Origin of the sequence: Bacillus taeanensis (assembly GCF_003318295.1) — a bacterium.
Taxonomy (GTDB): domain Bacteria; phylum Bacillota; class Bacilli; order Bacillales; family UBA6769; genus Maribacillus; species Maribacillus taeanensis.
Genome location: NZ_QOCW01000011.1, coordinates 97,739 through 122,749 on the forward strand (window position 1 = coordinate 97,739; position 25,011 = coordinate 122,749).

General features: G+C 36.6%; 23 protein-coding genes and 1 pseudogene. 4 read left to right on the forward strand and 20 right to left on the reverse strand.

Going from position 1 to position 25,011, the window contains the following annotated elements; genetic code table 11:
• Positions 1-145: 145 nt before the first annotated feature.
• Positions 146-1,642 carry a glycerol kinase GlpK gene (glpK, locus tag DS031_RS12080; protein WP_113806337.1) on the reverse strand — a complete coding sequence of 499 codons (1,497 nt, stop codon included), beginning with the start codon at positions 1,640-1,642 and terminating at the stop codon, positions 146-148.
• A gap of 363 nt (positions 1,643-2,005) precedes the next feature.
• On the opposite strand from glpK, the gene DS031_RS12085 reads away from it, so the two are divergent.
• Positions 2,006-3,211, forward strand: a complete 1,206-nt coding sequence (locus tag DS031_RS12085) for an ROK family transcriptional regulator (protein ID WP_181833131.1) — start codon at positions 2,006-2,008, stop codon at positions 3,209-3,211.
• 44 nt (positions 3,212-3,255) lie between these two features.
• Here the strand turns inward: DS031_RS12085 and urtE are convergent, their stop codons facing one another.
• The 18 genes and pseudogenes from urtE to queG all read right to left on the reverse strand — a co-directional run bounded on the left by urtE (position 3,256) and on the right by queG (position 20,005).
• Entirely contained in the window at positions 3,256-3,948 is a 693-nt protein-coding gene (gene urtE, locus DS031_RS12090) for an urea ABC transporter ATP-binding subunit UrtE (protein ID WP_113806338.1), read from the reverse strand.
• Positions 3,926-4,705 (reverse strand): urea ABC transporter ATP-binding protein UrtD, encoded by a 780-nt coding sequence (gene urtD / locus DS031_RS12095; RefSeq protein ID WP_113806339.1) that lies wholly within the window; start codon positions 4,703-4,705, stop codon positions 3,926-3,928. Before urtD ends, urtE begins: the two co-directional genes overlap by 23 nt.
• A complete protein-coding gene (gene urtC / locus DS031_RS12100; RefSeq protein ID WP_113806340.1) occupies positions 4,659-5,747 on the reverse strand; it encodes an urea ABC transporter permease subunit UrtC in 1,089 nt (362 codons plus the stop codon). The genes urtD and urtC overlap by 47 nt, the downstream gene beginning before the upstream one ends.
• 20 nt (positions 5,748-5,767) lie before the next feature.
• Positions 5,768-6,670, reverse strand: a complete 903-nt coding sequence (urtB, locus tag DS031_RS12105) for an urea ABC transporter permease subunit UrtB (RefSeq protein ID WP_113806341.1) — start codon at positions 6,668-6,670, stop codon at positions 5,768-5,770.
• An 87-nt stretch (positions 6,671-6,757) separates the two neighbouring features.
• A complete protein-coding gene (urtA, locus tag DS031_RS12110; RefSeq protein WP_425451964.1) occupies positions 6,758-8,005 on the reverse strand; it encodes an urea ABC transporter substrate-binding protein in 1,248 nt (415 codons plus the stop codon).
• A gap of 173 nt (positions 8,006-8,178) precedes the next feature.
• Positions 8,179-9,714, reverse strand: coding sequence for a bifunctional GNAT family N-acetyltransferase/carbon-nitrogen hydrolase family protein (locus DS031_RS12115; protein ID WP_113806342.1), 1,536 nt, complete (start codon positions 9,712-9,714; stop codon positions 8,179-8,181).
• A 136-nt stretch (positions 9,715-9,850) separates the two neighbouring features.
• Positions 9,851-9,976, reverse strand: a pseudogene (locus tag DS031_RS12120) (HAD hydrolase-like protein); the annotation flags it as partial.
• A 141-nt stretch (positions 9,977-10,117) separates the two neighbouring features.
• Positions 10,118-10,549, reverse strand: a complete 432-nt coding sequence (locus tag DS031_RS12125; protein WP_113806344.1) for a CBS domain-containing protein — start codon at positions 10,547-10,549, stop codon at positions 10,118-10,120.
• Between the two features lie 41 nt (positions 10,550-10,590).
• A complete protein-coding gene (locus DS031_RS12130) occupies positions 10,591-11,478 on the reverse strand; it encodes a ComEC/Rec2 family competence protein (protein WP_113806345.1) in 888 nt (295 codons plus the stop codon).
• Positions 11,479-11,568: 90 nt separating this feature from the next.
• Entirely contained in the window at positions 11,569-12,741 is a 1,173-nt protein-coding gene (gene yhbH / locus DS031_RS12135) for a sporulation protein YhbH (RefSeq protein WP_113806346.1), read from the reverse strand.
• A 229-nt stretch (positions 12,742-12,970) separates the two neighbouring features.
• Complete coding sequence (locus DS031_RS23680; RefSeq protein ID WP_181833134.1) at positions 12,971-13,138, reverse strand: hypothetical protein; 168 nt, start codon at positions 13,136-13,138, stop codon at positions 12,971-12,973.
• Positions 13,139-13,178: 40 nt separating this feature from the next.
• On the reverse strand, positions 13,179-13,745 hold the full coding sequence (gene lepB, locus DS031_RS12140; RefSeq protein ID WP_113806347.1) for a signal peptidase I: 567 nt from the start codon (positions 13,743-13,745) through the stop codon (positions 13,179-13,181).
• Positions 13,746-13,930: 185 nt separating this feature from the next.
• Entirely contained in the window at positions 13,931-15,826 is a 1,896-nt protein-coding gene (locus DS031_RS12145; RefSeq protein ID WP_113806348.1) for a PrkA family serine protein kinase, read from the reverse strand.
• A 203-nt stretch (positions 15,827-16,029) separates the two neighbouring features.
• Positions 16,030-16,335 carry an antibiotic biosynthesis monooxygenase family protein gene (locus DS031_RS12150; RefSeq protein WP_113806349.1) on the reverse strand — a complete coding sequence of 102 codons (306 nt, stop codon included), beginning with the start codon at positions 16,333-16,335 and terminating at the stop codon, positions 16,030-16,032.
• 335 nt (positions 16,336-16,670) lie between these two features.
• On the reverse strand, positions 16,671-17,144 hold the full coding sequence (gene trmL / locus DS031_RS12155; RefSeq protein ID WP_113806350.1) for a tRNA (uridine(34)/cytosine(34)/5-carboxymethylaminomethyluridine(34)-2'-O)-methyltransferase TrmL: 474 nt from the start codon (positions 17,142-17,144) through the stop codon (positions 16,671-16,673).
• A gap of 82 nt (positions 17,145-17,226) precedes the next feature.
• Positions 17,227-18,120 (reverse strand): amidase domain-containing protein, encoded by an 894-nt coding sequence (locus DS031_RS12160; protein WP_113806351.1) that lies wholly within the window; start codon positions 18,118-18,120, stop codon positions 17,227-17,229.
• A gap of 141 nt (positions 18,121-18,261) precedes the next feature.
• Positions 18,262-18,798, reverse strand: a complete 537-nt coding sequence (locus DS031_RS12165; RefSeq protein ID WP_113806352.1) for a methylated-DNA--[protein]-cysteine S-methyltransferase — start codon at positions 18,796-18,798, stop codon at positions 18,262-18,264.
• A gap of 61 nt (positions 18,799-18,859) precedes the next feature.
• Complete coding sequence (queG, locus tag DS031_RS12170; RefSeq protein WP_113806353.1) at positions 18,860-20,005, reverse strand: tRNA epoxyqueuosine(34) reductase QueG; 1,146 nt, start codon at positions 20,003-20,005, stop codon at positions 18,860-18,862.
• Between the two features lie 158 nt (positions 20,006-20,163).
• On the opposite strand from queG, the gene DS031_RS12175 reads away from it, so the two are divergent.
• A complete protein-coding gene (locus DS031_RS12175; protein ID WP_113806354.1) occupies positions 20,164-20,832 on the forward strand; it encodes a B3/B4 domain-containing protein in 669 nt (222 codons plus the stop codon).
• A gap of 274 nt (positions 20,833-21,106) precedes the next feature.
• Here the strand turns inward: DS031_RS12175 and DS031_RS12180 are convergent, their stop codons facing one another.
• Positions 21,107-22,309, reverse strand: a complete 1,203-nt coding sequence (locus DS031_RS12180; protein ID WP_113806355.1) for a D-alanyl-D-alanine carboxypeptidase family protein — start codon at positions 22,307-22,309, stop codon at positions 21,107-21,109.
• A 554-nt stretch (positions 22,310-22,863) separates the two neighbouring features.
• Here DS031_RS12180 and ahpC point away from each other — a divergent pair.
• The gene (gene ahpC, locus DS031_RS12185) at positions 22,864-23,427 is read left to right on the forward strand and encodes an alkyl hydroperoxide reductase subunit C (RefSeq protein ID WP_113806356.1); all 564 of its coding nucleotides are present in this window, start codon (positions 22,864-22,866) and stop codon (positions 23,425-23,427) included.
• Positions 23,428-23,439: 12 nt separating this feature from the next.
• On the forward strand, positions 23,440-24,969 hold the full coding sequence (ahpF, locus tag DS031_RS12190) for an alkyl hydroperoxide reductase subunit F (protein ID WP_113806357.1): 1,530 nt from the start codon (positions 23,440-23,442) through the stop codon (positions 24,967-24,969).
• The last annotated feature ends 42 nt before the right edge of the window (positions 24,970-25,011 follow it).

The following is a 25,011-nucleotide window of genomic DNA, read 5'->3' on the forward strand; positions in this document are numbered from 1 at the left end:
CTTCTTATAATTGGAAAACAAAAAGAGGACCATAACAACACAAACGCTATACTGCTAGCTATGTGTGTTATGGTCCTCTCCTATTCTCCGACCAGTTATTAACTTAATTTAATTATAACATAGTTTTTCTAAAAATAAAATCATTTTATTTAAAAGCAATGGCAGCCTGTACAGCTTTTTGCCATCCGCTGTACAGTTTTTCGCGTTTTTCTTCATCCATATTCGCTTCGAAAGCGGCCTCGACTTTCCATTGGGAAGCAATTTCTTCTTTGTTCTTCCAAAAGCCAACTGCCAGACCTGCTAAATAAGCGGCACCTAATGCTGTTGTTTCATTGATTACAGGACGTTCGACCGGTACGCCCAGAAGATCGCTTTGGAATTGAACGAGGAAATTATTTTTGACGGCACCTCCATCCACACGAAGTGTTTTTAAATCAATGTTAGAGTCGGCAATCATAGCATCAAGGACATCTTTCGTTTGATAAGAAAGAGCTTCTAGTGTTGCGCGAATAAAATGCTCCTTCGTTGTGCCACGTGTTAAACCAAATACCGCACCACGTACTTCACTATCCCAATACGGCGTTCCTAATCCAACGAAAGCAGGAACCATATAAACACCTTCAGTTGATTCTACGCGCAGTGCATATTGTTCGCTATCTTTTGCATCCTTAAGCATTCGAAGACCGTCGCGGAGCCATTGAATTGCTGAACCTGCTACAAAAATACTTCCTTCTAATGCATATTCTACTTTACCGTCTACTCCCCAAGCAATTGTTGTTAAAAGACCATGCTCAGACTTTACTGCTTGCTCACCAGTATTCATTAACATAAAGCAGCCCGTACCGTACGTATTTTTAGCCATTCCCTTTTCAAAACAAGCCTGCCCGAATAAGGCTGCCTGTTGATCTCCCGCGACACCTGAAATCGGCACACTTTCACCAAAGAAATGATAATCAATGGTATATCCATATATTTCTGAAGAAGGTCGTACTTCTGGAAGCATTGATGCCGGTATGTCAAGCATCGCCAGCAGCTCTTCATCCCATTTTAACTCATGAATATTATACAGTAATGTTCGTGACGCATTCGTATAATCAGTCACATGAGACTTTCCACCTGAAAGCTTCCAAATCAACCATGTATCGATTGTTCCAAATAACAAATCACCATTTTCAGCTTTTTCACGAGCTCCTTCCACATGATCTAAAATCCATTTTACTTTTGTACCTGAAAAATAAGCATCAATTAAAAGTCCCGTTTTATTGCGAACAAGTTCACTATACCCCTGCTCTTTTAACTCCTCGCAAATGTCAGCTGTTTGTCGTGATTGCCATACAATAGCATTATATACAGGTTTTCCTGTATGTTTATCCCATACAACAGCTGTTTCACGCTGATTTGTAATTCCAATAGCAGCAATATCCTTTGGGGAAAGTTCACCCTTTGAGGAAAGTACCTGAGCAATAACCGAAAGCACGCTGCTCCAAATTTCCTGTGGGCCATGCTCTACCCAGCCTGGCTTAGGAAAATGCTGCGTAAACTCCTGTTGTGCAGAAGCTATAACTTCACCTTGCTTATTAAATAAAATCGCTCTTGAACTTGTTGTCCCTTGATCAATCGCTAAAATATATTTTTTTGTCATTTTAACTCCCCCTTATTTAACAGCTTAGAAAAACTTGGCTTGCCGCCAAGCCCTTTTAGCGAAAGCCTTAGTTTTTCTTATACTTTAACCGTTTAAAAAATTTAAATTTCTTAAAGTGCAAAAAAATCCACACAAAACCCCCCTATTTCGCTATATTAGGTGCTTTTGTGTGGATCTCCTATTCTCCGTCACACTGTTAATATTAACTTGTAAATCTATTACACCAAGAATTGAAAACGATGTCAACTATTATTCATTATCTTATTATTTTTATGAATCATATAAAACCGTTTTCATTTCCGGTATAATGTTATAATAAATTAAATTTATTTATTAGCTTTACAAACAATTGGAGGAATATAAATGAAACAAAAATATATGACCGGAAGTTTTCAATTAATGAAATCATTGAACCTTTCTCTGATCTTAAATACTATTCGTGAAAAAGGACCCATTTCAAGAGCAGATGTTGCAAAGGTAACGAAACTAACTCCTCCGACGGTTAGCAACTTAGTACGTGAATTGTTAGAAACCGAAATGGTAATTGAAAGTAATTTAGGGGTTTCAAAAGGCGGCCGTAAACCAACAATGTTAGTCATTAATGCAAAGAATTTTTTCATTATCGGCTTAGATGTTGGGCCAAAACACGTAAAAGCAGTGTTAGCAGATTTAAACGCTAATATACTTCAGCGTTATAAAGTAAAAATCCCCTTTCCTGCTACAAATGAAAAGCTGCTTGAACTATTAAAAGAAGTCATTTACAACATGAAAAAAAATTTAGATGAAAGTAAGCTGCTCGGAATTGGAGTTGCCATGCACGGAATGGTTGACGTCAAAAACGGTCTCTCGCTCTTTGCTCCGAACCTACAGCTGCGGGATATTCCAATTAAAGAATACTTAGAAAATGAATTTAATATTCTTGTAAAAGTTGAAAACGATGCCCGTGCAATGGCACTTGGCGAGTATTGGTTTGGTATAGGCAAAGAAATTGATCATATGGTAGCCGTAAATGTCGGGAGCGGAATTGGAGCTGGCATTGTAATAGACGGTAAGCTGTTATACGGGGAAAATGATATTAGCGGTGAAATCGGGCATATGACAATTGATATTGACGGATTAAAATGCAGCTGTGGGAATTACGGCTGTTTGCAAACACTTGCTTCTGGTCCCGCTTTAGCAGAACGGGCGATAAAAGAACTTGCGATCGGTAAAGAAAGTCTGCTAACAGAACTTACCGAAAACAATTTAGAGAAAATTGACGGTGCGCTAATCTATAACGCTGCTTTAAAGGGAGATCAACTCAGCATTGACATCTTACACGAAACAGCACGTTATCTCGGGATTGGTCTTACTAATTTAATTCATACCGTTAATCCAAAACGCATTGTAATCGGCGGTGGTGTTTCCAAAGCAAATCAATTTATTTTAAAAACCGTTAAACGAACGATTGAAACAAGAGCATTAACAAAATCTGCAAAACAAACTGAAGTGATGATTTCAGAACTAGGTGATGACGCAACTTCAATCGGTGCTGTAGCACTTATTTTTACACAAGTGTTTGCTTCATAATTCAAAAATGATCCAAGCCGGACGGCGTGGATCATTTTTTATCTCTAAACACTTAAATACTTATACACTTCTTCATCTACTACACTCTCCACATCACTTTCATAAACGATTTGACCGTGATCCATGACATAAATGTAATCAGCTACACTTTTGGCAAAATCTAAATTTTGTTCGACAAGAAGCATAGATGTATTGGAATTCTCTTTAATTTTACGAATAACATTTTGAATATCCTCAACAATGTTTGGCTGTATGCCTTCTGTCGGCTCATCTAATAATAAGAAAGACGGATCTGCCACAAGGGCACGGGCAATTGCTAACTGCTGCTGCTGTCCACCGCTCAAATCACCGCCATTCCTTTTAGCAAAGCTTTTTAAAATCGGGAAATATTCATACACTTCTTCTGAAATGCTCTGTTTCTTTTTATTTGCTTCTAAACCGATTAATAAATTTTCATAAACTGTTAACTTCGGAAAAATTTCGCGCCCCTGCGGCACATAGCTTATTCCATTTAGTGCACGCCCAGAAGGACGCTGCTTCAAAATGTCGTTTTCTTGAAAATGAATGCTCCCGCTTTTTGGGCTTAAAATGCCGATAATAGCTTTTAACAATGTTGTTTTGCCTACCCCATTACGCCCCATTAAACAAACGACTTGATTGCTTTTCACTGTTAAATTGACGTCACGCAGCACCATACTTTCTCCATATCCTACTTCAAGCTGTTGAAGATTTAGCATCTCGATCCCCTTCTCTTCCTAAATACACTTCTTTTACTCGTGAATTGCTTTGAACTTCTTCCATCGTTCCTTGACAGAGCAGTTGTCCTTCATGCATAACCGTTACCTTTTCAGCATATTCCCGTACAAAGTCCATATCGTGCTCGACAATGAGGACTGTTCGTTCTTCAGCAATTTTTTGGATAAGTTCCCCTGTTTTCGTTCGTTCCGCTTTTGACATGCCGGCAATTGGTTCGTCTAATAAAATAAGCTCCGGCTCCTGAAGAAGAACCATGGCAATTTCAAGCCACTGCTTTTGACCGTGTGCAAGCGAACCTGCTTTTTGATCTTTTACATCGGTTAAGTTAATCAGGGAAAGCATCTCTTCTAAACGTATTTTTTGATCGTTTGTAAGAACTGCTTTGATAATACTCCATAACGTTTTTTTCTGTTTCATGGCAATCATTAAATTTTCATAAACAGTAAGATTATAGAAAATTGAAGGCGCCTGAAATTTCCTCGAAATTCCTTTATGGACAATTTCGTGCTCCTGCAGTTTTGAAATATTTGCTTTTCCTTTAAAAAGAACTTTTCCGCTGCTAATTTTTGTTTTGCCGCAAATAACATCAAGAAGCGTTGTTTTCCCCGCACCATTTGGTCCTATTAAAAAATGAAGCTCACACGTTCCCAGCTCAAACGTCAAATTGTGAATCGCCTTAAATCCGCTAAAATCAACCGTAATGTCTTCGGACTTCAGAATCAGTTTGCTGTTTGACACCTTTAAATGACCACCTTCCCATTAAATTTTTAAACAGTCCCATTAATCCATTCGGTAAGAAAACAACAACAATTACAAATGTTAAACCTAAGAAATAAAGCCATATATCTGGATACGTTTCACTAAAACCTGTTTTCGCCGCATTGACAAGGACCGCTCCGATGATTGGACCAATTAGAGTACCGCGGCCGCCAAGCGCTACCCAAAGCACCATTTCAATTGAAGGAATAATTCCCATCATTGTCGGTGAAATAATTCCTACCTGCAAAACAAAAAGCATACCAGCAATCCCTGCTAATCCTGCGGAGATCGCATAAACAAATGTTTTATAAACAGAAGGATTATATCCTAAAAAACGAAGACGGTTTTCTCCATCACGAATTCCAACTAACACTTTTCCTAATCTGCCGCTCACAAGTTTAGTCACCGCTAAAAATGCCGCGATTAAGATAAATAACGTCACATAATAGATCATCATCTGCGTACCGGGAGAAAACAACGAAAAACCAAAAATAGTAGTAAAGCCGGTTACTCCATTTGTTCCACCCGTAATGCTCTGCTGTCCGACAAAAAGGGTTACGACAACTACAACGAGCGCCTGCGATAAAATTGTAAAGTAAACACCATTGATCCGATTTCGAAAAGTTAAATATCCTAATGCAAGGGCAAGTACAGCAGGAATGGCAATCCCGAGTAAAACAGCAAACACCGGATTTTGAAACGGGATCCAAAGAAGAGGAAGTTCTGTTACACCGCTCCACTGCATAAAATCCGGCAGACTTCCTCCTCCTGATTCAAGCTTTAAGTACATCGCCATCGCGTAAGCTCCAAAGCCGAAAAAAATACCATGACCTAAACTTAAAACCCCTGTATAGCCCCATAATAAATCTAATCCGATAACAAGAATTGCAAACGCTAAAAATTTACCAAGTAAATTTAAACGGAAATCTGATAAAAACAGCGGAGCAAGACATAATAAAATCAATAATGCCAATAAAAACCATTTTTTATTTAACAATTTATAAGTTAAACCTCTTTGCATAACACGACGCCCCTAAAAATTTAGTCTAATGCCCTTGATTTCGTGCCAACAAGGCCTGATGGCTTCCATTGTAAAAAGGTAATGATAAGAAGGAAGATAAGTACTTTACCAAGCGTTGCAGTCGTCCAATATTCAAATAATGTATTAAAAAAGCCAATCCCAAACGCACCAGCAACCGTGCCCGCAAGCATACCGACTCCGCCAACTACAACGACCATAAATGCATCAATAATATAATAAGTTCCAATAGAAGGACCAATCGGACCAAGTAATGTTAACGCACAGCCGGCAATACCTGCGAAACCAGAACCGATCGCAAATGTCATTAGATCGACCTTTCGCGTTTGAACACCTAAACATTCAGCCATTTGTCTATTCTGCATAACCGCTCGAATTCTTCTACCGTTTGATGTTTGATAAAAATATAAATAAACAGCTCCTAAACAAAGTACAACAAGAAAAATAATAAAAATACGTGTGTATGGTAATACAAGACCTGCAGCCTCAAGACCGCCCTTTAAAAAGCTCGGGCTTGTAACACCCACGTTTGGCGCTCCAAAAATCGTTCGTGCGAGCTGCTGCAGCATTAGTCCAACACCCCATGTTGCAAGCAAACTGTCAAGCGGACGCTTATATAAAAATTGAATTAGTGAAACTTCTAAAAGCATGCCGATTGCCGCTGTAATAATAAAAGCTGCTGGAATGGCAATTAAAAAATAAAGATCAAAATATTGCTCGGAAACATTTTTTATAAAGATTGTTTGCATAATGTAGGTAACATAAGCACCAATCATAATAAACTCCCCATGCGCCATGTTAATAACATTCATTAACCCAAATGTAATCGCCAATCCTAAAGCAATTAACAGCAAAATAGAGCCTAAACTCGCTCCGTTAAATAACGTTAAAAGCGTACTTTCCATCGTGTTTCTCCCTTCCCAACTCGTTACCTTATATAAGAAAGAGAAAGAGGCAGATCGTTTTACGAGCCCCTCTTTCCGCCTTTATCTTTATTGACTTAAGCCGCTTGCCCACTCATAACCTTTTAAATATGGATCTGGTTTTACAGGCTCACCTGAGTTCCAAAGCTCTGTAAACTGACCGTCACTTTGAATTTCTCCAATGCGCACGGTTTTATACACATGCTGGTTGTCGCCATCAATTTTGATCGGACCGCCTGGTGCATTAAATTCTAATTCTTTTGCGGCTTCTTTTACTTTTTCTACATCAGTTGATCCTGCTTTCTCCACTGCTTGTGCCCATAAATGTACTTGGAAGTAAGCTGCTTCAATCGGATCATCTGTAACACGATCTTCTCCATATGCTTCTTTATATTTTTTTACAAATTCTTCATTTTCAGGCGTATCTGTTGTTTGGTAATAATTCCAGCTTGCCAAATGTCCTTCTAATACATCAGCACCAATTCCGCGAATTTCTTCCTCTGCAATACTTACAGAAAGAACAGTAATGTCATCTGATGTAATCCCCGCATCTTTTAGCTGTTTAAAGAATGCCACATTGCTGTCACCGTTTAATGTATTAAAAATAACTTCAGGGTTTTCTTTTTTGATTTTAGCAATGATCGTATTATAGTCTGTATGTCCAAGCGGTGTATACTCTTCCCCAACAAGTTCACCGCCTTCAGCTGCTAGCTGGACTTTAATTGCACCGTTTGCTGTTCTTGGGAATACATAATCAGATCCTAGTAAATAAAACTTTTTACCGCGGTTTTCTAACAGCCACTCTACTGCAGGAACAATTTGCTGGTTTGGCGCAGCGCCGCTGTAAAAAATATTTGGTGATGATTCCATTCCTTCGTATTGTACTGGATACCATAATAAACCGTTATTTTCTTCGATAACTGGAAGCATCGCTTTACGACTCGCAGAAGTCCAGCCTCCAAAAATTGTTGCTACTTCATCTTGCTGAAGAAGTTTTTTTGCTTTCTCAGCAAATGTCGGCCAATCAGATGCACCATCTTCAATAATCGGTTTAATTTGTTTGCCTAACAACCCACCATTGGCGTTAATTTCTTCGATGGCTAATAGTTCTGCATCGCGCAGGGATACTTCACTAATTGCCATCGTTCCGCTTAATGAATGTAAAATACCTACTTCAATGACATCTCCATCATTTGCTGAACTTCCTTCATTTTCCTCTGTCTCTGTTGCTGATTGCTGTTCTGCACATCCAGCTGCCGCAATTAACATTACTACCATAAATACCGCAAATAGTTTTTGGAATGGTTTTAATTTCACTTGTCCGTCCATCTCCCTTTATTTTTTCTGAATTTTCTATCTCATGTTTCAAATGTTACCAATGCATTCCACTACTTTCCATATTTGTGTAATATTTCATTACACACTTTTCCTTTTTTACCTTTTCCCCATAGGAAAAAGCTTACGCATCATGTTTGCGTAAGCTTTTTTAATCAAATATCATATTTAATTTCATATAAATCACGGCGTCTGTCTCTTAAATGTCTTACCGTACCTGATTTTCGCTGTCTTCTTAACTTTTCTAAATCCACATCCCCAATCACGACGGTTTCAACATTGGCATTACATTCTCCAACAATACCGTCACGTGCAAACTCGAAATCTGACGGAGTAAAAATACCGGATTGAGCGTATTGAATATCCATATTCGGCACCTGCGATAAATTACCTACTGTACCCGCAATAACTGTGTAAATTTGATTTTCGACCGCTCTTGCCTGCGCACAATAGCGTACTCTTAAGTATCCTTGGCGGTCGTCTGTGCAAAACGGGGTAAAAATAATATTTGCACCGCGATCTGTTGCAATACGAGCAAGTTCTGGAAATTCGATATCATAACAAATTTGAATTGCAATTTTTCCACAGTCTGTATCAAAGACGCGCACTTCATTACCTTCACTAATGCCCCACCATTTGTATTCATTTGGTGTTACATGAATTTTATACTGCTTTTCAATTGTACCGTCACGACGGAACAAGTAGGCAATATTATAAATGCGATCTTCTTCTTCGACAAAATGAGATCCACCGATAATATTTACATTGTATTTTACTGCTAACTTTGTAAACAGCTGAATATAATCTTCCGTAAACTCTGTTAAGCGGCGAACAGCTAAACTTGGGCTTTTCTCATCTAAAAAGGACATCAACTGCGTTGTAAAAATTTCTGGAAATACTGCAAAGTCTGAGCGATAATCTGAAGCAACATTTGTGTAATATTCTACTTGCTGCGCAAACTCTTCAAACGAATCAATATTTTTCATCATATATTGAATCACACAAATTCTTACAGGAAACGCTGTTTTAAAATGGCGTTTCGTTTGCGCTTTATAATCAACGTTGTTCCATTCCATAAGCGTTGCATATGACTGCGATGCTTTATCATCTGGAAGATAATTCGGATTAAGTCTCATCATTGTAAAGCCGTTCATCATCTGAAACGTTAATACTGGATCATAAATATTATGATGCGCTACTTCTTCAACATATTCTCTAGGTGTCATTTCCTCTGCATATTTATGATAATTTGGAATTCGTCCGCCAATAATAATACTTTTTAAATTAAGCCGTCTCGCTAAATCTTTTCTTGCTTCATAAAGCCTTCTTCCAATTTTCATACGCCGGTAGTTAGGGTGAACCATTACCTCTATTCCATACAAATTATAACCGTCAGGATCATGGTTTGTAATATACCCTTCATCTGTAATATCATCCCATGTATGCTGATCATCATATTCATCAAAGTTTATAATTAAACTTGCACATGAACCAATGATTTCACCATCATATTCCACACAAAATTGCCCTTCAGGAAAAATTCTTAGGTGGCTTTCTAAATGCTCTCTTTTCCAAGGAACCATTCCAGGAAAACAAATTTTTTGCATATTTAAAATTTCATCAATATCTTCATAACGAATATTACGAATTTCAATTTTTTTCTCAAATTGTGAGACATCAAGCTTTGGCATCTTGTTAAATCCTTTCCCTTCATATCATAGTCTTATTAGCTTTTTCCCTTTATAATGAAGCCTTACACATTTAAGAATAAAGCATTGTCATTAATTCTTTTAATTCAAGTTCTGCCATTGATTCCATTTTATGATCTACATCACCAAACACAAGCGGAAGCTCAGCACTATGTTCTTTAAATATTTCCTGTAAGGCGCGGTATTCTGATGTTTCAGTATCTAAAATAAGACCGTCAAAATCAAAAATTAACGCTTTAACCATCTAGATCTCTTCGCTCCATTACAAATTCTTTACTTAAGTTGAATATGACATAAATTCCTTTCATCAATCAAGTAAAAGCACTTTTATTTACCTTTTTATTAATATAGGAAAGGACCCTCCAATATGGAGAGCCCTTTAGAATTACTGCTGGGGATGTGAAGGATTTGAAATATTTGTTAATGCTTGCTCTGCTTCTTGATCATATTGGTTGCGGACTGCAAGGTCACCAAGTGCAACCATACCAATAACTTGGTTATTTTGAACAATCGGAAGACGACGAATTTGATTTTGTGCCATAAGCTGTGCTGCTTCATCTGCAGTCATATCTGGTGTAGCAGAAACGATATGATCTGTCATACATTGGGAGACAGGTGTTTGACCATTTCCCCCTGAGGCAGTAGAGCGCAGCGTAATGTCACGGTCTGTAATCATCCCTTTAATTTGTCCATTTTCAACAACTGGAATTGCTCCAATGTTATGCTCACTCATTAGAGCGGCTGCTTCTTGAACAGTTTGAGTTGGAGTAACTGAAACTACCTGTTTTGACATAATGTTTTGTAATGATTCTTGCATATGTTTTTCATCTCCTTTCCTTGATTAGTGTGACCTTTCTTTCAAAAATTATTTTTCCTTTTTTCGTTAACTTCATTATCATGATGCTGAGAAATTTTTGTTATAAAGGAAAGCGATTTTCCATTGCTTCCAACGATAATTGTACCAAGTTGATCTGTTCGATAAACCGCAATATTATGGTCTTTTAAACGCTTTAAGACTGATTTATCCGGAAAGTCGTAACGATTTTTTCTTCCAACTGAAATAACTGCATAATCTGGTTTTATTTTTTCTAAAAATGCATCAGAAGTTGCTGTGTCTGCCCCATGATGGCCAACCTTTAAGACATCCGTCTTTAGCTCACCCTTATGTTTTATTAAATCCTCTTCTGCTTCAATACCAGCATCTCCCATTAATAAAAAGCGATTTTTTCCATGTTTTATTTTAATAATTACACTTTGATTATTTAAATCCTCATACTCTTTTTTAAAAGGGCCAAGCACTTTTATATCAAGATAATGTTCTAAGGAAATTGACATGCCTCTTTCAATTCGCTTTACAGGAATTTGTTCACTTTTTAAAGCTGTTAATAAATTCTCATAATGCTTTGTGTGATAAGAAATACTTGTCATATAAAATTTATCCACATAAAATGTTTCAATGATTTTGTCCATGCCGCCAATATGATCATGATGAGGATGGGTCGCTAAAAGAACATCAATTTTTGTAATTCCAAGCTTAAGTAAATATTCCATCATCTGCTGTTCATGATGCTGATCTCCTGCATCAATCAACATTGTTTTTCCTGTTGATGTTTCAAGCAATATCGCATCTGCTTGTCCAACATCTAAAAAATGCAGTTGGATTTCATTTCGTTTTGAATAAGCGAAATCATGAAAAACACTACTGTAAAAAAGAATAAGCATAGACACAATGAACAATTTTCTCATTGCGGCATCCCACTTTCAGACTTAAATATCTTACTGTTAATTTTAACGAAAACAGCTTCCTGAATGCACAGGAAGCTGTTTTTTTTCATACTATACATGGGCCTCTTTTTTAAAGAAGCTTTTCATCGCATGATAAACATCTCGTTTTTCTTTTAAAATATAGTAGCGAAATTTTTCATCTTTTATATTTTTATAAGCACTCATCAACGTAGAGTGACGATTATAAGCATTTACTTCTCCATACCCAAAAAGATTGGACACTTCCATAATTTCGTTTACAAGCTTTACACAACGCGGATTATCAGATGTTAAATTATCTCCATCAGAGAAATGGAATGGATAAATGTTATAGCGACTTGGTTGATATTTTTCATGAATTAATTCTAATGCTTTTCGATAAGCTGAAGAACAAATTGTCCCACCGCTTTCGCCTTTTGAAAAAAAGTCATCCTCTGATACAACTTTTGCCTCTGTATGATGAGCAATAAATTCAATTTCAACCGTTTCATATTTTGAACGTAAAAAACGTGTCATCCAAAAGAAAAAACTTCTTGCCATATATTTTTCCCAATTCCCCATTGAACCTGATGTATCCATCATCGCAATAACAACAGCTTTTGATTCAGGCTTTACTTCTTCATTCCAAGTTTTAAAGCGTAAATCTTCATTGAAAATTGGTGTAATTGAAGCCTTTCGTTCAATACGGGCATTTCTTCTAATTGCTGATAAAATAGTGCGTTTTTTATCAATATTACCCATAAGTCCCTTTTTGCGTACGTCATTAAATTCAATTTTTTCACGAATAATCTCTGCTTGTTCTTTTTGTTTTAAGTTTGGCAGTTCCAATTCTTTAAAGAGCGCTTCTTCTAATTCAGCAATTGATACTTCTGCCTCAAAGAAATCTTCTCCCGGTTGATCTCCAACTTGCTTTCCTTTCCCAGGACCTGCACTCCCTTTTTGATCAGCATTTCCATCTCTCGCAATAACATCTCCAACTTCACTGTCACCATCGCCTTGGCCAACATGCTTATTTTTATTATAGTTATAGCGAATTTTATATTCATCTAGAGAACGAATTGGTATTTTAATGACATCTCGACCATTGGATAAAATAATATTTTCCTCACTAATGAGATCTGGCAAGTTATTCCGAATAGCATCTTGGACTTTATCCATATGGCGCTGTTGATCTTGGTATCCTTTGCGATGGAGGGACCAATTCTCCTGAGAAACAACATAATTTTTTGAACTTTTATCCTTCACCTTCATCCCCTCCTTTTTATAATTTTATTCAACTCTCACATGTAAATAGATATAGAAGTGATAAAGAGAATAACTTGGTTACTTTATCCTATGCAAGTTCTACTCATAATTGCCAATTAATTCAGACAAATCACAAAATAATTTATCATTAATAAGAAAAACACCTAAAGATGGTTACTAAAACAGCAAAGAAAAAAGCTGCCTTCAAAATAAGGCAGCCTCCATTTATTTATTGTGCACTTTTTGGACGATGTTGTTCTGGATCTGGTTGGTGACCTTCTTCTTTTACTTGCTTATTCGTATTTAGATGTTCCATTTCTTTCCCAAGTTCCTCAATCTCTTTTTGATCTCTTGCCATCGAACTGTTGCATGGTTTTTTATGTTCTTCTTTACTCATAAAATCACCTCATTCTTTCTATACCCGAACGAGATTTATTCTAATCTTTTTGAAAAAAGTCCAGTTGAAATTCCTCAAGCGGCCAATAACGGACATTTACCTCTCCTACTACCTGCTGCTTTATATTTACAAACCCTATATGTCGGCTGTCATAGCTGTGCCGGCGGTTATCGCCCATAACAAATAAAAAACCTTCCGGAACTTCAGAGAGTCCCGTTTTATCTTGAAGAGTGAAGTCTTCTGTTAATCTTCCATCAAATAAATTCTTTTTATAGCGTTTTAAATAAGGCTCTTCTACCTTCTTACCGTTCACATATAAAACATCATCTTTATATTCGATCGTATCGCCTGGTAATCCGATTACGCGTTTAATATAATCTTCAGATTCATTAGCATGAAAAACAATTAAATCAAACCGCTCAGGCTCTGTTACCTCATAACCAATTTTATTTATGATTAAACGATTGCCATCTTTAATGGTTGGCATCATTGACTCGCCATGCACAACATAATTTGTAAATAAAAATTCACGAATAATAAAAGCAATAACAATTGCTACTGTAAAAGCCTTAACCCAATCCCACAAGCCGTTTTGTTTCTCAGACATATATCTAGACCTTCCTTTATCCAATTTGTATGCGGCCCAAAAATACACACACCAAATCAAAGATAATACATACTATGGATGAAATTGATTTGCTTATCAATAATTTATCATTTTCATCTTATTTCCACAAGAAAAAGCCGCTTAAACATTTGTTTAATACGGCTTTTTCTTGTGGAAATAAAATGTTAGCGATTTAATAAGCTGCCTACATAGCGAAGAAGGTCGTTTGCTGATACAGAATTATATCCATATTCATCAATAAGACGCGCTATTACTTCATTTACTTTCTTTAACTGAGACTCATCAGGCGTTTTAGAAGATGTAGTAATTTTAACAACATCTTTTAAATCGGCAAATAGCTTTTTCTGAATAGCTTCACGAAGACGCTCATGGGAATTATAATCAAATCGCTTTCCTTTTCGTGCATAAGCAGAAATACGAATTAAAATTTCTTCACGGAACGCTTTTTTCGCATTTTCAGAAATGCCAATTTGTTCTTCAATCGAACGCATAAGTTTTTCATCTGGACTCATTTCCTCACCTGTAATTGGATCGGAAAGTTTCGCTTTATTACAATACGCTTCAACATTATCTAAGTAATTATCCATAAGCGTTTTCGCTGATTCTTCATACGAATAAACAAATGCCTTTTGTACTTCTTTCTTGGCAATATCATCGTACTCTCTTCTCGCTACAGAAATAAAGTTCATATAGCGGTCTTTGTCTTCTTTTGAAATCGACGGATGTTGATCAAGTCCATCTTTTAAGGAGCGCAATACGTCCAATGCATTAATGGACGGCACATCTTTTCGAATAATAGCAGAAGAAATTCGATTAATGACATAACGCGGATCAATGCCGTTCATCCCTTCATCTGCATGCTCTTTCTTTAATTCATCCACATCTACTTGATTAAACCCTTCTACATTTTCTCCATCATATAAGCGCATTTTCTTCACTAAATCAATGCCCTGCTTTTTGGAATCTTTTAGTCTTGTTAAGATAGAGAAAATGGCAGCAACACGTAATGCATGTGGGGCAATATGAACATGTGTCATATCACTTTCACTGATCATTTTTTTATAAATACGCTCTTCTTCACTAACTTTTAAATTATAAGGAATTGGCATTACAATAATTCGAGAATGAAGCGCCTCATTCTTTTTATTTGAAATAAAGGAGCGATATTCTGATTCATTTGTATGGGCTACAATTAATTCATCTGCTGAAATTAAAGCGAAACGGCCAGCTTTAAAGTTGCCTTCTTGTGTGAGAGATAATAAATGCCATAAAAACTTCTCATCACATTTTAACATTTCTTGAAATTCCATCATTCCACGATTGGCCTTATTTAATTCTCCATCAAAGCGATATGCACGCGGATCTGATTCTGAGCCATATTCAGCAATTGTTGAAAAATCAATGCTTCCAGTTAAGTCAGCAATATCTTGAGATTTAGGGTCAGAAGGGCTGAATGTTCCTATACCTGTCCGTTTGTCTTCTGAGAAGAAGATTCTCTCGACAATAACATCTTCTATACGACCGCTGTATTCTTGCTCTAGACGCATCATATTTAACGGCGATAAGCTTCCTTCAATGCGAATACCATATTCCTCTTCAAAATCTTTGCGCAGATGATGTGGAATAAGGTGCAGCGGATCTTCATGCATCGGACATCCTTTAATCGCATAAACACCACCGGCATCAGTTTTAGAGTATTGTTCAAGGCCTCGTTTTAACATGGTTACAAGAGTTGATTTACCACCACTGACGGGTCCCATTAACAATAATATCCGTTTACGTACATCGAGACGTTTAGCAGCAGGATGAAAATATTCTTCTACCAGCCTTTCAATTGATTCGTCAAGTCCAAAAAGTTGGTCGTTAAAAAAAGTATACTTTTTCTCCCCTTGTACAGTTTCAATACCCGCATCTTTAATCATGTTATAAACGCGTGAATGAGCTGATTGAGCAATATAAGGTTTTTCTTTAATAAGTTCTAAATATTCCCCGAAGGTACCTTCCCATTTGAGACGTTCTTCCTGTTCACGGTGGTCTTGCAGTTTTCTTAAGATATCCATAAGTACCCCCTCCATAAGGTGTCTAGCGATTTAATACATCGTATGCAGGGATGTCCTTTCTCATACCGGTATCTTTTAAAACAGTTAAGATTACCTTCACAAAATTAATAAAAAAGGCAGCTGTTTTGCTTTTATTTTTCTAATAAATAAAAAATAATGAGGCTTGTCTCAAAAGCATAGAGACAGCCCCATTATTAAAATTCTTATGTGTGATAGACGACTTCATATGCATTTAATTCATTACCGCTTGCAGGTGATTTTTCTCGTGATTCCCGTTTTTCTTGGTGAGCTTTTTTAAACGAATCACTTTCAACCCAAGCTTGATAAGCTTCTTTAGACTCCCATTTTGTAAAAACGATTTGTTTTCCATCTTCGCTTTCATTATCTAAAAAAAGAAATTCTACACAGCCCGGAACATTTTTCATGTTTTCAGCGCTTTTGCCAAAACGTTTTTTCATCTCTTCTTTCGCTTGTTTTGGCACATGAAGCTCATTCATAACGACATACATGTTTATCTCTCCTTATGCACAAAAATTTTCTTTGTTACTATGTTACTTCAATATGCAAAAAAAAACCAAATAATAGGTGTAACAATCTCAGATCACTTTTCAGTAAAACGTTCACATATCGATTATCTTCGTCTATAATAAAATATATGTGAGGACAAACTATTCCTATAAGGAGGGCTTAAGATGAGCTTTGTCGTAATTTTAGGCGTAATGCTCGCCTTTTTAACTGCTATCTTTACAGCAGGTTATAACGAACGTCCAGGTTCTAATAAATAAAAGCTCCAAATAAAAATGACCTTCTCCTATTAGGAGAAGGTCATTTTTATTTGGAGCTTTTAATTTAGACCAGGGTATCCCTGCTGTCTTAATGCTTCATATACCATAATTGAAGCGGTATTAGAAAGGTTTAATGAACGAACCACATTAGTCATCGGCAAACGAAGACAATGGTTTTTATTCTCTTTAATTAACTCAGCAGGCAGCCCGCTTGTTTCTCGCCCAAACACAAAATAGTAATCCTTGTTTAGATCACTATAATCAAACTCCGTATGCGTTTTTTCCCCATGCTTTGTTAAATAAAAATACTCACCATTTGGGTTTTGATTAAAAAAGATCTCTAACGAATCATAATGGCGGATATCGACATGTTCCCAGTAATCTAATCCTGCTCGCTTCAGCATCTTATCATCTGTTGAAAAACCCAGGGGATGGATTAAATGTAAAACAACATTTGTTGCTGCACATGTACGGGCGATATTACCTGTATTCGCTGGAATTTCAGGTTGATACATTACGATATGTAAGCCCATATTTTTCACCTCATATTATTGTTCTTCTCTTTTTTCATAAATAACGCCATTTATTATATCATTATCTATTATTTCAAGCGAGTTATGAATGATCATCTACAATATGAAAAAACTTATATTGAATATTTGGAGTCCAAGCCGTAGAATCTTCATATTTCCAATAGCGCATTCTGCTGTTGGTTGTATGAGCATTCACTAAGGGCATTTGATTCTTATCTTTTGCAACAACAAACGTTGTATGCTGCCATCTGCCATCCCCATCAAAATCATAACAAATAACATCACCAACGCGTAGATCTTCAGCAGAGGTCACTTCTTTTCCTCTTAATCCTGCTGAAGATCCGCTTAAATGCCACCTTAGCGAATGAGCAACTGCCCAACTAAAGCTCCACTGCTTGTTTTGATACCACCACCCTTTACTCCGGTTTGGAGAACCGGTCATCGGAAGACCACCTGCATATAAGCATTGGGAAACAAAATTTGTGCAATCCACTTCAAAATGGCGAAATTTTGGATTATAGCTGTTCCACCACTGTTCTGCATACTGCACTGCAGCTAATCGATTGTAAGAAACTCCCTTTAACGATTGATAGCCATCCTTTATGCGATCTTGTTTTGGTTCAGACAGTGCATTTCCTTCATTTCCAATCATGTAATCTTCTTGAAGTTTTCCATGAATAAAGAATGCTTCTCTTTCTTCTACAGCTTCTTCTATATAAAAGTCATCTGCCTGTTTCACAAAATATTGCTGATGCAGTAAATAGTTTACTTGTTGATAGGAGTCATACGTATGATTACTTATTAAATAACCTTGTGTAACTGTATGAACAATTTCCGCTTTACGTTCTTTAAGTGTTTGTTTCTTACGATCAATCGCTTCATACTCTGAAGCGTCAAATAAGGAAGAATCAAGCATATGCACAATCGCTTCATTTCGATATTTCCAATATTCCTTTAATCCCTCCAACCACTTCATTTGATTTCCCCTTTTCTTATACATTTATCTTTCAAAGAAAGCAAACATTTTAGGATGAAAAAACATGTTGTTTCACTTTATGAACGAAACAAAAAAAGAGAACCCCTTTAAAGGGTCCTCTTTTAATCAAAAATGCTTCAATTATGAAGTTAATCGAGCAGCGTTATTTTTTTCTAATTGTAATAAGTATTCTTTTTTACTTAACCCGCCCCCATAACCGACTAATGCACCATTACTCCCAATCACACGGTGACATGGAATAATAATTGGGACTGGATTTTTGTTATTCGCACTTCCTATTGCACGAACAGCTTTTGGAGCGCCGATTGCTTGGGCAACTTCCTTATAACTGTTTGTTTCTGCGTATTCAATTGAACGTAAGCTGTTCCAAACCTTTTGCTGAAATGGAGTACCGTATAAATCAATAGGGATATCAAATTGCTCCCTTTCTCCAATAAAATATTCATTCAGTTGGGAATAAACATCTTGTAAAATTGTCTCATCATTGCCTACTTCAATTTTTAAGAAGTGCTTTTTTGCCCACGCTTTAATGCTTGGAAGAGTTTCTTCAACTGAACCAAATTGTAGTTTACAAATTCCTTCATTTGTTGAAACAACCGTTAAAGGTCCAAGTGGGCTTTCCATTTCTCCATAACAAACAATTGGTTTATGACTCATAAATATCCCTTCTTTACTAGACCTTTCTTTTCATCTTAATAGACAACTACTAAAATGACCATTATGATATAGGCTGATTATTTAGCATTTTAAGCCCTGTATCGATTTCTATCAAGACTTTTTCATCTTTTTCTTTCTCTTTCGCCTCTTTAAGCGACTTTAGAGCCCGTTCGTCTCCTATTTTTCCTAGTGCCCATGCGGCTGTTCCTCTGATCACAGGACGAGGGTCTTCTTTCATTAATTGAATTAAATCACCTACAGCTGTTTTATCTTTAAAATGGGCTAATGCTAAAATAGCATTTCTTTGAATCGGCTTTTTTCCCCGCCAAGAACCAGAGATATGACCAAATTTTTCTTTAAATTCACGGTTGCTCATCTTTAACAAAGGCTTGAGCTTAGGCATTGCAATCTCAGGGTCTGGTTCAAGCTCATGATGCAGATGAAAATCAATTCCTTTATTTCTAGGACACACAATTTGACAGGTATCCATTCCATATAATCTATTGCCGATTTTATCTCGATATTCAAGAGATAAAAAATCTTTTGTTTGTGTTAAAAATGAAAGACATTTGTTTGAATCTAATTGCCCTCCCTGCACAAGAGCTCCTGTAGGACAGGCTTCAATGCAAAGATTACACGAACCGCAGGAATCTTCAATTGGTTGATCAGGTGAAAAGGGAATATTTGTAACCATCTCTCCTAAATAAACGTATGATCCAAACTCTGGTGTAATAATAGCGCAATTCTTACCGCTAAATCCTATTCCTGCACGTTCCGCTACAGCACGATCAGAAAGTGCACCTGTATCAACCATTGATTGTATGTCTGCACGTGGTACACGTTCAATAATAAAACTCGCAAGCTTGTTTAAACGATCGCGCAATACATCATGATAATCTCGACCCCAAGATGCTCTGGCAAAAATACCGCGACGATTTTCCTTTTCATTTTTGGGTGGGTTCTTTATTTTAGAAGGGTAAGCTACCGCAATGGCGATAAAGGATTTTGCACCCGGCATAAGCAGTTCTGGATGAGTTCTTTCCTCAATATTTGAATGTTCAAACCCAGATTGATAATTTAATTGCTGCTGCCTTTTTAAACGTTCTTTTAGTTCGATGAAAGGCTCTGCAGTCGCAAATCCTATTTTATCAATTCCAATTGTTTTACTATATGCAATGATTTCCTCTTTGAGCTTGTCCACATTCATTAAAAATGCCACCTTTCCTGTTGAATAGGTCAATCAATTGCAATAAAGATGTACTTTCCAGTAACATATGGTTAGAAGATTTTAAACTTTATACGTTAAAACAGCTATTCTTTACTGTTTAAACTTCTATTATTTTAATAATGAAATGAGGAAAATCCATGACTCACTTAACGATTTCGGAAACAATAAAAAAACAATTTCCTACTTTTAAAATTGGAGTTATTTCCTATCACAATATCATAATTGATTCATCGCCTAAAATGCTTCGCGGCCGTCTTAACTTATTTCAAGAACACCTCATTATGGAACTATCTGAAAAAAATATAAGCGACTCTAATTCAATAAGCGAATGGCGAAAAATCTTTAAACAGCTTGGGACAGACCCTGCAAAATATCGCCTCTCATCAGAAGCTTTATTAAGACGTATTCAAAAGGGAAATAAATTGCCTTTTATCCATTCAGCTGTAGACTTAACTAACTTTTTCTCGTTACAATATCAACTTCCTCTTGGAATTTATGATTTAAACCAATTAAAAGGAAATCTTCACTTAAAAATTGGAACAGAAGAGGATCAGTATGAAGGATTAAACGGGCGAACTGTAAATATGAAAAATAAACTAATTACGAGTGACGACAAAGGAGCATTCGGAAGTCCTATTGTAGATTCCAGGCGAACAATGGTAACGGAAAGCACAGAAAATGCTCTCCATATTGTTTATTTACAGCCTTCTATGGAAAACTCCAAAGCTGAAAAATTAGTAGCAGCCATCGCTAATATGTTTGTACAGCTTCATGGAGGCAGTACCGACTATAAAATCATTTGTTAATGTTATCCAATAAAAAACGCAATGCTTCGTTTTTAAAACGAAACACTGCGTTGGTTCACATTTTTTCGACACAGTTCAACAAAAAACTGTTGCTATTAAAATACCATATAACTAGGGAAGAAGCAATAGAAAATACGAATATTTTTAAAATTCCTCCTTATTACAAGCTCTTTTCTGTTGTTTATTATATGTTTTTCTTTTTTTACTTATGAACAAATTAATTAAAAAATCTTTTCAAACATGCAACTAAATAATGATAGCTATATTGCCATTGTTATTTAGTGATATAGTATTTAGAAACATATCCATCCTTAATTTTATACATATTGTTTGCTTCTCCAATAATTTTGACTTCCTCTCCCTCATATAAGAGTCCTATTCTGCTTGAACTCTTAAAATCAGGTGTAAGATGAATCCATACATTTCCAGATGCTGTTCCTAATTCTTCCTGACTACCATTATCGTTACTCGTTTTAGTTGGAACAACAATTTCAGTACCAACTCTTAAATCATAAGGATCTATAGAAGAGTTTGCATTTTCCAATTCCTCAACAGTCACCCCGCTGTATTGAGATGCTATTCCCCAAAATGTATCTCCTGGTTTTATAGTATAGCTTACATTGCTATCTAAATTTCCATTATGATCTGGATTATTTGGCGTTCCATTACTAGAGCCTGGTAAATTAACCTTCATACCAACTTGTAATCTTTTTGGTGCTATGTCACTATTTAACTCTAAAAGCTTATCAAGACTTACTCCTTGACTATTTGCAATTTCCCAAAATGTATCTCCTGGCTGTACAATATAATAGCTGCTGTTGTTATCGGAAGAATCTTGTGACAAATATTCTTCTAAAGTAATGTTTTGGACCTCAATTTCTTTGGCATGATCTTCTCCAATATAACGAAGATGCCAAGGCTCATAATCATAATTTGTAATGCTTTCTTTCCCTTGCGGATAACGAATAATAAAACCATAATCAGCCGCATTATTTTCAAGCCACTCTCCTGCAGCTGTATTGCCAAATTCTTTAATAAGCTCATAATTAACCGCAGGACTGGACACATCCATTATTAAACCAGTTTGATGTTCACTTTCCCCTGCTTTTGCACTTACGCGGTTCGCTTGTTCTCTTCCATACTGATCTACAAAATAAGCATGTAAATCTTCTTGATAATGATAAGAACGATACCCTGAAACAGCATACAGCTGAATACCTTCATTTTCCGCTGCCTGAAACATCTCTTCTAATGCACTCGCAGCTTTAGCTTGCATTTTTTCTTTATCACTTGAAAAAGGAACATCAGGATAAGCAAGATTGTTTGGGACAAATTCTGAAGACAACGAATGATCTTTGTTAACAAGCAAGATATCGTCTTTTTCATGAGCATAAGAAATTGTCGGCATGATCAAACCAGCAGCAGCTACTAGTGAAACAGAAAGAGAAACTGCCTTTTTTTTAAAAGTTCTCTTCACTACAATCACTCCCTTTATACTAGGATCATTTCAGCTCCACTGTTTTTTCACTTATATAACTTAGTTAACACAATTGAAATATTAATAAACAATGAAAAGCCTATTTGGTATAAAAGGACTAATTTTCATTGTATTCTTCTCTAAACATAAACATACTCTAGTAATTTCTAAGTGCAAGCTGGTTTTTATGCCGTTCAGTAGATGACAAATGATCATCATAAAAAAATGTTCTCAAATTAGTTTTGTATATATTACAGATTGCCAAGGCATAATAATTGAGAAATATGAATTATAATTGATAAAATGTTCCTTAAATCCAATCTACCTCTCTTCAAAATTACTCATAAACTCCACAAATATAAATTAAATAATATTAATTATGAAGAGGTATTGAAATAATTTTTAATAAAGTTGAGAATTATTCTTGACAAAACAGAAGGACTATACAATAATAAATATTGAATTATAATTATTATAAATAACCGATAATAACTACAATTATTGTATCGGTTATGAAAAGAACTTACAAAAAAACCAATAGGAGGAGATTGATTATGTCTCTAATCGGAAAAGAAGTACAACCATTCGCAGCGAAAGCATTTCACAACGGTGAGTTTATTGATGTTACTGAAGAAAATTTCAAAGGTCAATGGAGTGTTGTTTGTTTTTATCCAGCAGATTTTACATTCGTTTGCCCTACTGAACTTGGAGATCTACAAGACCAATATGCAGCTCTAAAAGAACTTGGTGTTGAAGTATACTCTGTTTCAACTGATACACACTTTACACATAAAGCATGGCATGATCATTCAGAAGCTATTAGTAAAATTGAATATATTATGGTCGGTGACCCTTCACAAAAACTTTCCCGCAATTTCGACGTGCTAAACGAAGAAGAAGGCTTAGCTGATCGCGGTACTTTTATCATCGATCCAGACGGTGTTGTTCAAGCTGTTGAAATTAATGCTGGCGGTATCGGCCGTGACGCAAGCACGCTTGTAAACAAAATTAAAGCAGCACAATATGTTCGCAACAACCCAGGTGAAGTTTGCCCGGCTAAATGGCAAGAAGGTGGCGAAACACTTAAGCCAAGCCTTGATCTTGTAGGAAAAATTTAAGGAGTGCTATAAATGGTACTAGAAGCAGATATTAAAGCACAATTAAATCAATATCTTCAACTAATGGAAGGCGATATTGTGCTTAAAGTTAGTACAGGCTCCGATAAAGTATCAAAGGACATGCTGGCTCTTATTAAAGAGCTGGCTTCCATGTCCTCTAAGATTACTTTCGAGGAAGCCCAATTAACGAGAACACCAAGCTTTAGTGTCAATCGTATCGGCGAAGAGACTGGCGTAACGTTTGCCGGTATCCCTCTTGGACACGAGTTTACTTCATTAGTGTTAGCGCTGCTGCAGGTAAGCGGAAGAGCTCCAAAAGTTGATGAAAAAGTAATTGAGCAGATTAAAAATATTCAAGGCGAATATCACTTTGAATCTTATATCAGCTTAAGCTGCCACAACTGTCCTGATGTTGTACAGGCGCTGAATGTAATGAGCATTCTTAATCCTAGCATTACGCATACGATGATTGACGGTGCCGCTTTTAAAGAAGAAGTAGAAAGCAAAGAAATCATGGCTGTACCTACTGTTTTCTTAAACGGTGAATCTTTTGGCAGCGGTCGTATGACACTTGAAGAAATCCTCGCCAAAATGGGGAACGGTCCAGATGCTTCAGAGCTTTCTGATAAAGAGCCATTCGATGTACTTGTTGTTGGAGGTGGTCCGGCTGGGGCAAGTTCAGCAATTTATGCAGCGCGTAAGGGAATCCGTACAGGTATTGTTGCTGAACGCTTTGGCGGTCAAGTAATGGATACGATGGGTATTGAAAACTTTATCAGCACGAAATATACAGAAGGTCCAAAGCTTGTCGCAAGTCTAGAAGAACATGTTAAAGATTATGGCATTGATGTTATGAACTTACAGCGTGCCAAGCGTTTAGAAAAGAAAGATCTTATCGAAGTTGAACTTGAAAACGGCGCTGTTCTTAAAAGTAAATCCGTCATCCTTTCAACAGGTGCACGCTGGCGCAATGTTGGGGTACCGGGTGAAACAGAGTTCAAGAACAAAGGTGTCGCATATTGCCCTCACTGTGACGGTCCATTGTTTGAAGGAAAACGTGTAGCCGTTATTGGCGGCGGTAATTCTGGTGTAGAAGCTGCAATTGATCTCGCCGGTATTGTGAAACATGTAACAGTTCTTGAGTTCAATCCGGAGTTAAAAGCTGATGCTGTTCTTCAGGAACGCCTTCACAGCCTTCCTAACGTCACTGTACTAAAGAATGTTCAAACAAAAGAAATTACCGGTACCGACAAAGTAAACGGCATGTCTTACATTGATCGTGAAACAGGAGCAGAACATCATGTTGAACTGGAAGGTGTATTTGTTCAGATTGGACTTGTCCCTAATACTGATTGGTTAGGTGAAACAATTGAACGTACCCGCTTCGGTGAAATCATTGTTGATAAGCATGGTGCTACAAACGTCCCTGGAGTGTTTGCTGCAGGCGATTGTACGGATAGTGCATACAAGCAAATTATTATTTCGATGGGATCAGGCGCTACAGCAGCTTTAGGCGCATTTGATTACCTTATCCGAAATTAATGAATCTATAAATAGTAGTTCGAAAGTCGCTTTCCCATCTAA